The sequence below is a fragment of the Paraburkholderia sp. J10-1 genome (genome assembly GCF_905220165.1).
Classification (GTDB): Bacteria; Pseudomonadota; Gammaproteobacteria; order Burkholderiales; family Burkholderiaceae; genus Paraburkholderia.
On the sequence record NZ_CAJMYW010000017.1, the window covers coordinates 1 to 13,947 of the forward strand.

General features: G+C 63.4%; 10 protein-coding genes. 7 read left to right on the forward strand and 3 right to left on the reverse strand.

Annotation, left to right across the window (positions count from 1 at the left end):
* Positions 1 to 427: 427 nt before the first annotated feature.
* A complete protein-coding gene (locus U5A65_RS33450; protein WP_321948978.1) occupies positions 428 to 3,364 on the reverse strand; it encodes a PAS domain S-box protein in 2,937 nt (978 codons plus the stop codon).
* Between the two features lie 515 nt (positions 3,365 to 3,879).
* Between U5A65_RS33450 and U5A65_RS33455 the strand changes: the two genes are divergently transcribed.
* Both U5A65_RS33455 and U5A65_RS33460 read left to right on the forward strand, forming a co-directional pair.
* Complete coding sequence (locus U5A65_RS33455) at positions 3,880 to 5,409, forward strand: methyl-accepting chemotaxis protein (RefSeq protein ID WP_321913652.1); 1,530 nt, start codon at positions 3,880 to 3,882, stop codon at positions 5,407 to 5,409.
* A 184-nt stretch (positions 5,410 to 5,593) separates the two neighbouring features.
* Positions 5,594 to 6,349 carry a helix-turn-helix domain-containing protein gene (locus U5A65_RS33460; protein WP_415766074.1) on the forward strand — a complete coding sequence of 252 codons (756 nt, stop codon included), beginning with the start codon at positions 5,594 to 5,596 and terminating at the stop codon, positions 6,347 to 6,349.
* A 71-nt stretch (positions 6,350 to 6,420) separates the two neighbouring features.
* On the opposite strand, the gene U5A65_RS33465 is transcribed toward U5A65_RS33460, so the two are convergent.
* A complete protein-coding gene (locus tag U5A65_RS33465) occupies positions 6,421 to 8,070 on the reverse strand; it encodes an alkaline phosphatase family protein (protein ID WP_321948979.1) in 1,650 nt (549 codons plus the stop codon).
* A 285-nt stretch (positions 8,071 to 8,355) separates the two neighbouring features.
* Between U5A65_RS33465 and U5A65_RS33470 the strand changes: the two genes are divergently transcribed.
* Positions 8,356 to 9,351, forward strand: coding sequence for a Gfo/Idh/MocA family oxidoreductase (locus tag U5A65_RS33470; protein WP_321913649.1), 996 nt, complete (start codon positions 8,356 to 8,358; stop codon positions 9,349 to 9,351).
* Between the two features lie 22 nt (positions 9,352 to 9,373).
* Here the strand turns inward: U5A65_RS33470 and U5A65_RS33475 are convergent, their stop codons facing one another.
* On the reverse strand, positions 9,374 to 10,309 hold the full coding sequence (locus tag U5A65_RS33475; protein ID WP_321948980.1) for a LysR family transcriptional regulator: 936 nt from the start codon (positions 10,307 to 10,309) through the stop codon (positions 9,374 to 9,376).
* 87 nt (positions 10,310 to 10,396) lie between these two features.
* Here U5A65_RS33475 and U5A65_RS33480 point away from each other — a divergent pair, with 87 nt between their 5' ends.
* From U5A65_RS33480 to U5A65_RS33495, 4 genes are all read left to right on the forward strand, one after another.
* Positions 10,397 to 11,233: an MFS transporter gene (locus U5A65_RS33480; RefSeq protein WP_321937981.1), complete on the forward strand. Its 837-nt coding sequence runs from the start codon at positions 10,397 to 10,399 to the stop codon at positions 11,231 to 11,233.
* Positions 11,234 to 11,282: 49 nt separating this feature from the next.
* On the forward strand, positions 11,283 to 11,828 hold the full coding sequence (locus tag U5A65_RS33485; protein WP_321948981.1) for a hypothetical protein: 546 nt from the start codon (positions 11,283 to 11,285) through the stop codon (positions 11,826 to 11,828).
* A 116-nt stretch (positions 11,829 to 11,944) separates the two neighbouring features.
* Positions 11,945 to 12,373, forward strand: coding sequence for a YybH family protein (locus U5A65_RS33490; protein WP_321948982.1), 429 nt, complete (start codon positions 11,945 to 11,947; stop codon positions 12,371 to 12,373).
* A 528-nt stretch (positions 12,374 to 12,901) separates the two neighbouring features.
* On the forward strand, positions 12,902 to 13,870 hold the full coding sequence (locus U5A65_RS33495; protein WP_321948983.1) for an AraC family transcriptional regulator: 969 nt from the start codon (positions 12,902 to 12,904) through the stop codon (positions 13,868 to 13,870).
* Positions 13,871 to 13,947: the final 77 nt, after the last annotated feature.

A 13,947-nucleotide genomic window follows, 5' to 3' on the forward strand; every position in this document is an offset into this window, starting at 1 on the left:
GCGTCGTCGCGCCAGACCCGGGGCGTACGCGTCGAAGACTGTCGGGAAGAGAGGGTTCCGTCCCTGCCGTCGGGCCATCCCCATCGCGGCTTTCTGAGCGGGTAGGGCTTGATCCCGCTCGCTTGTTGACTCCAGACTGCGTCGCGGTACTGGCCACCCGGTACGAGCGTGCATTGCCACCCGTTCTCCAGTGGTACCTCGAGGGTGTTCCATCGTGGGAAAGGGATGGGCATGGCATGTCCGTCGTCCGTGTGGCACAAGGCCGGTATACGTAACACGCGTCCTGACGACTGACCTTGCGTCATGTCGACGGTTGCACGATGTTGAATTGGATGGCACTGAAGGTTATGCCCATCGTTGAATCAGACGGTCTCTCTCGTCAGCTACGGAACAGCCGGAAACATTCAGGAGAGGACCTCGGCGGTCTTCAGCGCGCCACCAGCAGCTCGATCAGCGTGCGGAAATCGACAGGCTTCGTGAGATGCGAGTCGATGCCGCTCATGCGCGAGCGCAGCCGGTCGGCGTGCTGGCCCCAACCCGTTAGCGCGATGATCTGCAGGCCCGCATAGCGCGGGCTTTGACGAATCTGCCGCGCGATTTCATAGCCGTCCATGCCAGGCATGCCGATGTCGAGCACGATTGCATGCGGCACCGACTGCTCCAGCGCGCCAAGTGCAGCGGCGCCGTCGTACACCACGCGCACCTGCGCGCCTTCGCCCGAAATCACCATGGCGAGCGAATCGGCGGCGTCGCGATTGTCGTCGACCACGAGAATGCGCTTGCCCGCGAGCGGCTTCGCGGCGCGCGCCGCGGCTGCGGGGGCCTCTCGTGCCTCGGCGCTCGTTTGCTGCGAGAGCGGCAGGCGCACTGTGAAAGTGCTGCCTTTGCCGGGGCCCGCGCTCGCAGCCTCGACCGTGCCGCCGTGCATGCGCACCAGATGCCGCACCATGGTGAGACCAATGCCCAGCCCGCCCTGGTTGCGCTCGGCCGGGCGGCTGCCCTGCGCAAACATTTCGAATACCTGATCAATCTGTCCAGCAGACATGCCAATGCCCGTATCGCTTAGCTTGACGACTGCGTTGTCGCCTTCGCGCGCAGCAAAGAGCCGGATCTGGCCGCCCGTGTCCGTGTAGCGCGCCGCGTTGTTGAGCATGTTCGCGAAGACCTGCGTGAGACGCACGCGATCGGCGTCGAGAACGAGCGGCGTGTCGGGCAGCGTGACGCTCAGTGCGTGGCGTGCCTGATCGATGGCGGGACGGCTTGTTTCAATGGCGTTGTCGATGATTTCCGCGAGCGCGACCGGCGCCTTCACGAGGCCGATCTTGCCGCGCGTGATGCGCGATACTTCCATCAGATCGTCGATCAGCCGCACCATGTGATGCACCTGTCGATCGAGCATGTCGAGTACCGGGGCGGACTCCGCCGGAAACCGGTTGCCCCGGACAAGATGCAGCGCATTGGCAATGGGCGCGAGCGGATTGCGCAGCTCGTGCGCGAGCGTCGCGAGGAATTCGTCCTTGCGGCGGTCGGCTTCCTTGAGCGCGTCTTCGGCGTTCACCGCTTCGGTCACGTCGATGGAGACACAGACGTGACCGCGAAACTCGCCGCTCGCGGAAAACCATGGTGCACAGCAGGTTTCGAACCAGTGCCAGCCAGCGTCCTTGAGCTTCACGCGCAAGCGGCTCTGGAACGCGCGATGATCATGCTGCGCGGTCTGTACACGCGTCAGGAAGCCGGGCAGGTCGCGCGGATGGATGGTGGTGTGCCAGCCGGTTTCAAGCAACTGGAGAGGCGTGAGGCCGATCGCCACGAGATAGCGCTGGTTCACATAAACCGTGTTGCCTTGCGGGTCGATTTGCCAGATCAACGCGGGTGACGCATCCGCTAGCGCGCGAAAGCGCGCCTCGCTTTCCCGCAGCGCTTCCTGGGCGACGCGGCGATCGTCCACGTCGATATTCATCCCCACCCACTTGCGCACGGTGCCGTCCGCATTCCAGATGGGCGCGGCGCGCACGTTCGTCCATCTCCAGCCGCCCGTGGCGACGTGCAGGCGGAATTCGGCGTTCACCACGCGTCGCGCCGCAATCGCGTCCTTCCATTGACGCAGCGCGTAGGCGCGGTCGTCGGGATGTACGGCGTTCGCCCAGCCTTCGCCGAGCCATTCTTTGCCGGACTGGCCGGTATAGTCCGACCAGCCCGGCGAAACCGAAGCGGCCTGGCCGTGCGCATCGGCTTCCCAAACGGCCTGCGCAAAGCCTTCCACCAATGCGCGAAAGCGCTCCTCGCTGTCCACGCATTCGGTTTCCACGCGCTTGCGTTCCGTAATGTCCAGCGCGAATTCGGCGCACTTCGAGGCCATGCCCGTGCCCGAAAGCCGGGTGGGCGCGAAAAGGCCCCACCAGCGCGTGCCGTCCTTGCGGATCAACTGCCGCTCGTAGGGCTGTGTGCGTCCCTTGGTGGCGAGGTCGGTGATCGCACGCGTCGTCACACCGAGAAATTCGAGCGGCACGAGCCGGTCCCAGTGCGTCGCGGCGCGCAGGTCCTCGCGGCTGTAGCCGCTCATCTGCTCGAATGCGCCGTTGGCGTCGGCCATGGTGCCGTCGAGGTCGAAGAACAGCACCCCCACCGTTTCGATGGAAATGGCGGCCTGCAGGCGTGTTTCGCTCTCGCGCAGCGCGTCTTCGACCTGCTTGCGCTGTGCGGCTTCGTGGTGGAGCTTCGTGTTGATGTTCTGCAGCGTGCGCGTACGTTCGGCGACCTGCTGCGCGAGATTGTGGCCCGCGTCCTGCGCGTCGGTCAGCGCGCAGGTCAACTGGTGCGCGGCACTCGCGCAGGAGGCGAGGCTTTGCAGAAGGCGCGCGTCCTCGGCGTCGAAATGTCTGTCCTGACTGTGTGTCACGGCCCAGACCGTGCCGACCACCGCGCCGTTGACGCGCCACGGCACGTGCAGCGCTTCGCGTATGGGCGGATCGATCGCGCGGTAGGAGGCAAAGCAGCGCGCGGGCTGGTCGAACAGGAGCATGGTGTTGCGCCCCTGCGTCACGCCGCAGGGGCAGTCGTCGCCGGGGAGCATCCGGTCCATGTCCGCAGCCAGCTCGCCGGCCAGCGCGCGCCAGCGAAACCGCGCCGTGGCGCCGTCGCGCTCGGGCACGCTCACGCCAGCCGACCCGGCGCGGCAAAGCGCGAGGGCGAGTCCCGCAAGCATCTGCAGTACACCTGATGGATTGCTCGCCATTTCCTGCGCGAGCGCAGCCAGTGCGCGGCTCTCGCCCTGGAAATCGGGCAGGCGGTTCGGGCGGTTCACCAGCGCCTCGGTGATCAGCGCTTCCTCGACCTTGAGCGCGGGTGCGCCGTTGTCTTGCATGCTGCCTCCACCGTAGTCGTCCGCTTCGTTAGCCGCGCCTTCATTCGCATCGTCGGTGCACGGTGCGAACACAGGCGGAGCCCGTTGTGTTCACAAGTGAGCATCGCGTATTCCCGTAGAGGAAATCCGCTGAATACATGTGAATTTTCTTGTGGCCCTTTGAGTGCCACGCAAGCGAGGGCGTGCCGCAAAGCTCGGCGGGCATTGTGTTTGCCTGAAAACTGCACGATGTGCAAGCCCGTCGGCGTCAAGTGAAAGCAAATTGTTGGATTCGCGAAATTTGTCAGGCAACAAGGCTTGACAGCGCAAGCTTGTCACACAAAAATTGCGCTCCATCCCTCAAGACGGGGCGCAATGCGCCGTTATCGGTGGGAGGAGAGACAGGCTGGCGCTCGCATCGCGCCAGCGAGCATCGGCGACACGTCAAGGCACGTTCAGGTTAGCCCCGGGGACAGGGCTGGCCGCGAGCGACGACGCGCGCAGCACATAAAACTGATAAGGCGTACGAACGTTTCATGCGAATTTCCACACGACTCCTTCTTCTGGTCATCACGGCGCTGATCGGTTTGATCGCCATTGGCGGCTATGGGCTCGTCAGCCTCAAGCGGGAAATGCTCGACGAAACGCGCGGCAAGATCACGAATCTGCTGCAAATGGCGGAGCATCTCGCCACCTTCTATCACGACCAGGAAGTCGCCGGGAAACTGACCCGCGAAGAGGCGCAGGCGGCCACGCGGCAAGCGCTCAACCAGCTCAACTATTCAGACCGAAGCTACTTCTGGGCGCGTCTGCCCGACGGCACCACGCTGGTTCACCGCAATCTGGCTTCGATCGGCAAGGTCAACGTGGGCAAGGCGCCGGACGGCCGCCCCGACACGGATCTCTACCGCGAAATGCTCGCGCGCGAGCACATTCCCGTCATGATGACGATGGCCAAACATCCCACCACGGGCCAGCTCACGGCGAAGATGAACGGCATCGTCGAGTTTGCGCCGTGGGGCTGGTGGATCGGCACAGGCTTCTTTCTCGACGATATCGACGCCACGTTCTGGCGCACCGGGCGTGTGTTGCTTGCGCTCATCATCGCGGCCGTGGCGGGTATCGGCGTGCTGTCGTGGCAGATCATCCGCAATCTCGTGGGCACGCTCGGGGGCGAGCCGCACTACGCGGTGGCCGTCACGCACCGTATCGCCACGGGTGATCTGACCGGCAACGTCGCGTTGCGGCCCGGCGACGAACGCAGCCTGCTGGCGTCGATTGCGCGCATGCAAACGAGCCTCGTCACGATGATCAGCGAGATCCGCGCGGGCGCGGAGTCCGTGACCACGGGCGCGGGCGAGATTGCCGCGGGCAATACGGACCTCTCTTCGCGCACCGAAGAGCAGGCTGCCTCGCTGCAGCAAACCGCGGCCAGCATGGAACAGCTCACCTCGACGGTGCAGAACAACGAGGCCAACGCCAACCAGGCTAGGCAGCTCGTTTCCACGGCCAGCACGGCGGCGGCCGATGGTGGCGCAGCGGTGGCGGCGGTGGTGAATACGATGTCGGCCATTCAGACCTCTTCGGAGAAGATGGTCGAGATCACGGGCGTGATCGAGGGCATTGCGTTCCAGACGAACATTCTCGCGCTCAACGCCGCCGTGGAAGCGGCGCGCGCCGGCGAGGAGGGACGCGGCTTCGCCGTGGTCGCCTCCGAAGTACGATCGCTCGCGCAGCGCAGCGCGAGCGCGGCGCGCGAAATCAAGGTGTTGATCGACGCATCGGTCGGGCAGGTTCGCGAAGGGGCGGAGCGCGTGCGCGCGGCTGGCGCGACGATGGACAGCATCGTGCGCTCGGTGGAGAACGTCACCGGGATCATCGCGGGCATTTCCGAGGCCTCGTCCGAGCAGCGCCTTGGCATCGAGCAGATCAGCCGCGCCGTGACGCAGATGGACGAGGTGACGCAGCAGAACGCCGCGCTCGTGGAAGAAGCCGCTGCCGCCGCCGATTCGCTCTCGGGGCAAGCCCACCGGCTTTCGCAGGCGGTGTCGATTTTCCGGACGTGATTCGGGCTTGCGCAGGTGTTGCTTTTCGGTCGCTTGCGCTTGCTCAATATCGCGTGAAACCGTTGCCTGACAAGGCTCAAAGGCCCGCGGTTCTGGTGCGCGGCATTTTGCCACCACATTGACGCACATGCATGGTGTGACAATGCGTCGAACTCTTAAAAAATGTTAAAGAAGGAGTGGTTCGATGCTGTCACCCGTCGCAGGATCCGCTATCGTCGTGCGCCAAAGCAGTCGTGCTCCTCAAGCTGGAACGCAGCCCAGTGCGCGCTGCTCGGGGTGCGCCATGCGCCATCTTTGCATGCCGCAAGGCCTGCCGGCCGAAGACCTGCCGAGGCTAGAGGCCCTGATCTGCGGGGCGCGCAAGGTGCGCCGCGGCGAGGCGCTCTATCGCTCGGGCGATCGCTTCGACAGCCTGTACGCCGTGCGTTCCGGCTCCCTCAAAACGCTCATTGTCAACCGCGACGGTCGCGAGCAGATCACGGGGCTGCGTCTCGCGGGCGACGCGCTGGGTCTGGACGGCATCGCCACCGACGTGCATGCCTTCAGCGCGGTCGCGCTCGAAGACAGTTCGATTTGCACGCTTCCTTACGCCGCGCTCAAGACCTTGTGCCGCGAAAGCGGCACGATGCAGGACCGGCTGCATCGGCTCATGGGCGACCAGTTCAATCAGGAAGCTTCGCAGATGATGGTGCTGGGTTCGCTCACCGCCGAAGAACGCGTGGCCGCTTTCCTGCTCGACGTGTCGTCGCGCAACTGGCAGCGCGGGTATTCGCAGGCGGAGTTCCGCCTGCGCATGTCGCGCGAAGACATGGGCAGCTACCTCGGCATCACGCTCGAAACCGTGAGCCGGATCTTGTCGCGCTTCCAGAAGCGTGGCCTCATCGACGCGCAAGGCAAGCTGATCCGCATCTGCGATATCGAAGGGCTGCAAACGGTTTGAGCGGGCCGCTGACGCGGCAGCCATCGAAGCCCCGATGACCGCCGCAGTCAGCCGCTCCTTACTGCTTCTTCTTACTTCTCGTCAAGCCCCAGCCCCGGCAGGCGGTGCGTTCCCTCGAGTTGAACCGCGTGCAGCAGATGCGGGTCCACGTCGAGCGCGCTCAGGATCGTCGGCGCGACCTGGGTCGTGAAGACGTAGTGGTCGTCCGTGCGTCCGGCGTGATGAATGCCGGGGAACGACACCACGAGACCCAGATGGCTGTCGTCGGGCGCGTTGCCGCCGTGCTCCTCATCCTTCGCCGTGCTCGACGTGTAGATCACGCCCGGATTCGGCTGCACGATGATGTCCGGCGTGCGGCCGTTCGACGGATTGCCGAACCAGTCGGCAAGGCGGTCGCCCGTGAGGATGTACGCTTGCGGGCCGTCGGCGCAAATGCCCGGCGCGTTACAGCTCAGGTTGGCCTGCAGCGTCTTCACCACGGCGTCCTTCTGGCTCTGATCGCGCAGCCAGATCAGGCCCACGTCGTCGGTCTGCACCATGCCGGTGCCCGAAAGGCCCGTGCCGTCGTTCAGGTTGCCCGACTTCGTATTGTTCTGGCCGAAGTTGCCGGTCGAGTCCAGATAGTTGTTGGCCTCGAGCAGCTTCGTGAGCGTGTCGCCGTTCTTCACGAGCTTCGAGTGATCGGTCGGCGACTGGCCGTGCTTGGCCGTCACGATGATGAGCGTAGTGGCGTAGAGGTTGCGCTGCTTCAACTCCTGCACGACGCGGCCAAGCGAGTTGTCCAGATACGTGATGGCGGCCGCGACCTGCGGGCCCGGCGTGAAGTCGGCGTCGAGATACCCGCCATGGTTTGCGACGGTCGACTTCTGCGCGACGCTGAGCGTCTGGAAGTTCGTGCCGAACATCGTGGGCACCGGCGCGCTCGTCTTGCCCGTCGAATCGAGGCCGTCGATTTCGTTGATCAGCGCCTGCACGTGGAGGTTGTCGAAGACTTCGGTATGTGTGTAGGTGTCCAGATAATTCGTGCCCGTCTTCGGGTCGATCGAATTGATCTCGGTGCGCGCCAGATCGTCCACGCCCTTGCCTGAAGGGCCGTTCACCCAGTCGTAGCCCCATGCATGCTTGTCGGCCCACGCGGTGCGCGAGCCGTGGATATTCTGCTTGATGACTTCGAAGACCGTGTTCGTCTTGATGTAGTTGTGCGGGTACACGGGCGTGCAAACACCGTTGACCTTCGCGTACGGAATGGCTTGCGGATTGAACGCGCCGCCGCCGTCGAGGTGGACCAGCGCGCCGCCGTTTTCCCCGTCGATGCCGGTCGTTTCGTCGAACACGACATTCCAGCCTTGCGCGCCCTTGCATTGCGAGTCGAGCGGGGCGTAGAGCGTACGGTCATATGACACGTCATAGAAGAGGCCCGCGCTCTTCGGCGAGCCGCCCGTCACCAGCGCCGTGAGACCCGGGAACGAGTCGGACAGATGCGGCGTGTGCGCATTCGTGTACGTCACGCCCGACTTCGCGAGCAGCGCGAGGTTGGGGCAGGCATTGCTGCCGATGCAACGCGCCACGTCCTGTTCGTGCAGGCCGTCGAAACTGATGAGGAGGACGTGCTTCACGTCCTTCATGTCGCCTGCATAAGCCGTTGCTTGCATGCCTGCGAGCGCCACGGCGCCCGCTCCAACGACTGCGCCTAAGCGCGACCACCGGGTCGTATTCTCCATATTTCACCTCGTTTTTCTATTGCGTTGTGGGGAACTGCGAGGGACCTGTGCACAGCCCGAGCAATGTGGAGGTGCAAGGCGAATCTCTCGTGACGTTGCGCTTTCAACTTGCCGTCAGTTGTAGTCAGTTGTTACGCGCGCCGATTGCGGGCGCAATGGAGAGGGTTATCGCGGGTGTAAACTCACGCAGTCGAGCACGCTGCAGTTCGGGTTTGCGGTTTTCTTGATAGTGAGTTGTATTCAGTCCATTGCAGGCATCACACAATCAAATTCAAAGGGAACGTCATGGCAAAGGATGAAATCGTCTGGGGCATCATGGGTACGTCGAAGATCAACGACAAGGTTGTCGTGCCCATCCACCACGCGCCGAAGTGCCGTGTAAAAGCGATTGCTTCGCGTTCAATTCAGAAGGCTCAGGCCGCCGCCGCGAAATACGGTCTCGCGCATGCATACGACAGTTACGAGGCGCTGCTGGCAGATCCTGAAATCGATGCGGTGTATATCCCGTTGCCCAATCACCTTCATGTGGAGTGGACGATCAAGGCGGTCGAGGCGGGCAAACACGTGTTATGCGAAAAGCCGATCGGACTCGATGCGCAGCAAGCCGAACGTTTGATCGCCGCACGCGACAAGAGCGGCCGGTATATCCAGGAAGCCTTCATGGTGCGCACGCATCCGCAGTGGCTCAAGGTGCGCGCGTTGATCGAAGAAGGCGCAATTGGCGAATTACGCGCGGTGACCGGCGGCTTTACTTACTACAACACCAACGCACATGACATTCGCAACCAGAGCGAACTGGGCGGCGGCGGCTTGCTGGATATCGGTTGTTATCCCATCACGACGTCGCGCCTCATTCTCGGGCGTGAGCCCAAACGCGTGGTCGCGCTCATGGAGCGCGACCCGTCGTTCGAGGTGGACCGCCTTGGCTCCGTGCTGATGGATTTCGACGGCGTGCAAGCGAGTTTCTTTTACTCCACCCAGGTTTATCCGTACCAGCGCATGCAGTTTCATGGCACTACGGGGCGAATAGAAGTCGAGATTCCGTTCAATGCGCCGAATGACCGTCCCACGCGTCTGCTGGTGAGCAAGCAAGGGGAGGCGGATCGCTGGCTGGAGCTTCCGGTGTGCGATCAATACGGCGTGGCAGCGGCGGTTTTCGCCGAGGCGATTTTGAGTGGAACGCCCCAGGCCATTCCACTGGAAGACGCGCGCGCGAACATGCGCGTGATCGACGCGGTGTTCCGCTCGGCCCGGTCGGGCGCCTGGGAGAACATGGCTTGATGTTGAAGCGCCGCGGGCGGGTTCAACGGCCCTTGGTCTGACCCGCGCCCGCCTTGCGGCTCTTCACATGGTCGATGAATGCGCGCAGCTTCGGCATGATCTGCCTGCGGCTGGGATAGCAGAGGAACACGCCGGGCAGCATGGGTGCATACGCGTCGAGCACGCGCACGAGTTTTCCCGCTTTCACTGCATCGGAAACCATCGGCTCGGGTAGCTGGGCGAGGCCTATGCCTTCCAGCGCCGCGCCCATCATGGTCGGAAAATCGCTCGCGATCAGCGGTCCGGAGACAGCGATCTCCAGGGAGTGGCCGTTGTCGTCGAATGACCATGAGGCCAGCGCGCCGGTGGAGCGGCGCCAGCGCAAGCAGGCGTGCTGACGCAGATCGTCCGTGTGGCGAGGCTTTTTTCTTCCGGAAAAATAGGCAGGGCTGCCGACCACAACGAGGCGAAACGGCGGTGTGAGCGGCACGGCCACCATGTCGGCGGCAACGAGCTGGCCTAGCCGGATGCCGGCGTCGAAGCCCTCCGCCGCGAGATCCACCACTTCCTTGCTCACGGCGATTTCCACCTCGACCTCGGGATAAGCCTGGCAGAACGAAGCGAGCAGGGGTTCCAGCAGCAGCGGGACGACCGCGCGCGGCACGGAAAGCCGCAATAAACCCGTGGGGCGCTGGCCGAGTTCGCGCGCCACTTCGCTTGCGGCGACCAGTTCTTCGAAGGCGGGCTTGGCGCGCGAAAGAAACCGTTCACCGGCCTCCGTCAGGCCGACGCTGCGGGTGGTGCGCACGAAAAGCGCCGCGCCAATGCGTTCTTCGAGTACGCGCACCGCCTGGCTGATGGCCGAAGGCGTCACCCCGAGGTCGGCCGCCGCCTTGCGAAAGCTGCGATGCCGGGCAACGCTCAGGAACGCCTCCACGCCATCGAGCGCACCCTGCCTGACTGTGAAGTTCTGCTTCATGGCGCATCAACATTGTGATGAATAGTCGCTCGCGGGAAACGATGGTACACCTAACGTGAAGCTCCCTCTTCATCTGGAGAACCGTTGATGAGTACACCCGCCGTTCCCGTTGGCATGACTCCACCGCGCCCGGCCTGGCGCAGCCTGCGCTGGATCGCACCGTTCACGCTCCTGTGGATTGCGGTGATTTACTGGTTGCCCGTGATCCCCGGTAGCGGCTTTCAAACCACCGCGCACCAGCTTGTCGCGCAACTGTTCATGGCGGTCGGCTTGTGGCTCGGACTCGAACGTACGGACCTGACGCTTCGTCAGCGCCGCGCGACCTGGCTGGCGATGCTCGGTACGCATGCGCTTTGGTTTGCAGTCGTCTGGAGCGCGGCGATCCACGGCGTATTTCGGCTGAGTGCCTCACCGCCGCCGTTGCCGTGGCTGCCGTTGGCGATCTTCCTTCCGGTGATCGCTGGCGCGCCGCTATTGCTGCTGTCGCGGCGGGTGGGGCTTGTGCTCGACGCGATGCCCGCCGCCTGGCTCATCGCGCTGCAGTTCTACCGCGTGTTCGGCAGCTGGGCGATCGCGGCGTGGCTGCACGGCGCGATGGCCGGCGTCGACGCGTTGCCCGCGGGAACGGGCGATTTGCTGACCGGCCTGTTCGCCGTTCCCGCGGCCATTGCAGTGGCGAGCGGCACGGCGCAGGGGCGCAAGGCCGCCATCGCCTGGAACGTTTTCGGGCTCGCCGATTTCGCCGTCGCGGTGACGTTGGGGATGATCACGGCGCCAGGCCGATTCCAGTTGATTGCTCCGGAGATGCCGAGCCTCAACGCAGGCACCTATCCCTATGTGCTGACGCCCGCGTTCGTCGTGCCCAGTTCGATCTTGCTGCACGCGTTGTCGCTGCGCCAGTTGTTCCGGCGTCGCGCCGGGTGAACGCTATTCATTCCATCCACACGTTGGAAAACACCTTGCAGGAGGCAACATGTCGCCGGAATCGATCTTCCGTTTGCATCTCGTTCTCGGGTATGTCGCGTGGCTTCTTTGTTTCACCGTGTACATCTGGCCCAGGCTCAAGGCGATGGACCCCTTCGACGCGCAACGCGCCATCGCCACGCTGCATAGCTTCCGCTTCTTCGGGCTGGTCTTCGTGCTGCCGGGCGTCGTGAGTCCCGACTTGCCCGCAAGTTTCGCCGTGCCTACGGCCTATGGCGACCTCGCCACCGGCGTGCTGGCCATGCTGGCGCTGCTCACAGCAAGAAAACGTCCGGTTTTCTGGTTCTTCGTCGTGGCGTTCAATCTCGTGGGCGCGGTGGACCTGGTTCTCGCCTACTACCACGCTATCCAGGCCGGCGTTCCCGTGCATGCGGGAGAACTGGGGGCGACGTACGTGATTCCCGTGATCTATGTGCCGCTATTGGCGATTACGCACGGCGCCGCTTTCTATCTGTTGCTGCGTGCGCAGCGCAAGGTTGCCGCGCATAGCGATCGTGCCGCGAGCGACGCATTGTTTCGAAGGAGCGCCCGCTAAACCTTCGTTCACCTGAAAGGCATTTCGGGGCAATTTCACTGGACAGGGGCCGAGAGACGTTGCTTTAATAAGCAGCCGTTCATCCGCCAACGCAACCTGATTCGGGAGACAACACAGTGGACAAAGCCGCCGATCCGATCCTGCAGGTCTTGCACGACTATCAAGCCGCGGTATATGCGAAAGACGTCGATGCATTCGTCGCGCTATACGCCCCGGACATATTGGCTTTCGACATGTGGGGCGCCTGGACGTACGAGGGCATTGCGTCCTGGCGCAACATGGTGGAGGGCTGGTTCGGATCGCTGGGCGCCGAGCGCGTGGTGGTCGAATTCAGCGAAGCGCAGACTGCCATGTCACAGGACCTTGCTGTGCTGCACGCCTTTGTGACGTACAAAGCGGTGACGGTGGACGGCGAGGAATTACGCTCGATGGACAATCGTATTACCGCAACGCTCAAACAAACGGGCGAGGGGTGGAAGATCTTCCACCAGCATTCTTCGTCGCCGATCGATCCTGCCACGACGAAGGTCATTTTCAAACGTTAGTCGCGGCAACGAAACATGAAGGGCCATCCAGGCCCTTCATGCCGTTACCGTTGGGCTTTCCCTGGCACCTGTTGCCCGCGCAACGAACATGCCATCGCGCTCGAGCGATCAAGTTGCTTCCGTCAATTTCCGGTTCCGACGTCATAGAACGCTTTCGCATCGGGACTTTCCCTGCATACGCATCGCGGCTGGCCGTGTTGGTGGCCGGCTTTGGCCGCTTTGACCGTTATTGGGCTGCGTGGCTGTGCGGTCGTCGGCAACATTTGCCGTTTTCCCTGCGCTCCAGGTGTCTCGGGGCTCGCTCACGAAAACTGTTGCTATGCACAAAAGTTGACTTCTGGCACGCAGGAATGCGCCCAGGACTAACCCGAATGCAAGAAAGTATCAGTCTGCGGTCTGATTTTCAGTGGTGGATCCGTGCCGCGCCTGGTACTTTTCAGTCATGGCGGCGCGGCCGTTGAGCCAGGTGCAGCGTAGGCGCGAGCAGCCGTCGCAGAACAAGAAAAGATCCGTGCAGGAGGAGTCGAGATGCAAACCCTTGGGGCAGCCACGGCGCGCGCAGGTGCGCCACGCGCCACACATTCCCAGCCTGACCTCGAACTGGTCGCCGTACCGCGCGACGAGTCGTTCAAGGTCTGGTCGCACGGCTATCCCTATCGGACGGTGCGCTGGCACTTCCATCCCGAGTACGAAATCCACCTCATCACCGCGACCACGGGCAAGTATTTCGTGGGCGATTTCATTGGCAGCTTCGCGCCCGGCAATCTCGTGATGATCGGCCCGAACCTGCCGCACAACTGGGTGAGCAGTGTGCCGCACGACGAACCGGTGGACGAGCGCTGCCTCGTTCTGCAGTTCGATGCGGATTTCATCGCGCGCGCGATCGAGGCGTTTCCCGAATTCCGGCGTGTGGAGCCGCTGCTCGACGCGTCGCGCTGGGGGCTGCTGTTCACGCCGGAAACTGGCGCGGCGGCCGAGCCGATCCTGCGCGAGATGCTGGGCGCGCAAGGCATGCGCCGAGTCACGCTCTTTATCGACTTGCTCGACCTGCTCGTGCAAAGCGACGAACCTGCGGCGCTCGCGAGCGAGGCGTACCGCGCCGATCCCGCCCGCTATGCGGGCACGCGGATCAACCATGTGCTGGCCTTCATCGGCAAGAATCTCTCGCAGGAACTGCGCGAAACGGAGCTGGCGGAACTGGCCGGGCAGAGCGTGAGCGCGTTCTCGCGCTACTTCCGCCGTCATACGGGCGTGTCGTTCGTGCGCTACGTGAACCAGCTGCGCATCAATCTGGCGTGCCAGCTGCTGATGTCAGGTGAACTGAATATCACGGACATCTGCTATCAGGTGGGCTTCAACAACCTCTCGAATTTCAACCGCCAGTTCCTGCTGCTCAAGGAAATGTCGCCTTCGCGCTGGCGGTCGTATCAACGGCTCAATGCCGCGAGCGCGGCCAGCAAGAGCGAAGCCGTGTACGGCGTGCCGGCGATCGGCTAGCGGATCGTTCCCGAATGGAATCAAACGCAGTGCTCGTAGCGGGTGTTGCGAAGGCAGAACTCGCACTTTCACAAGGC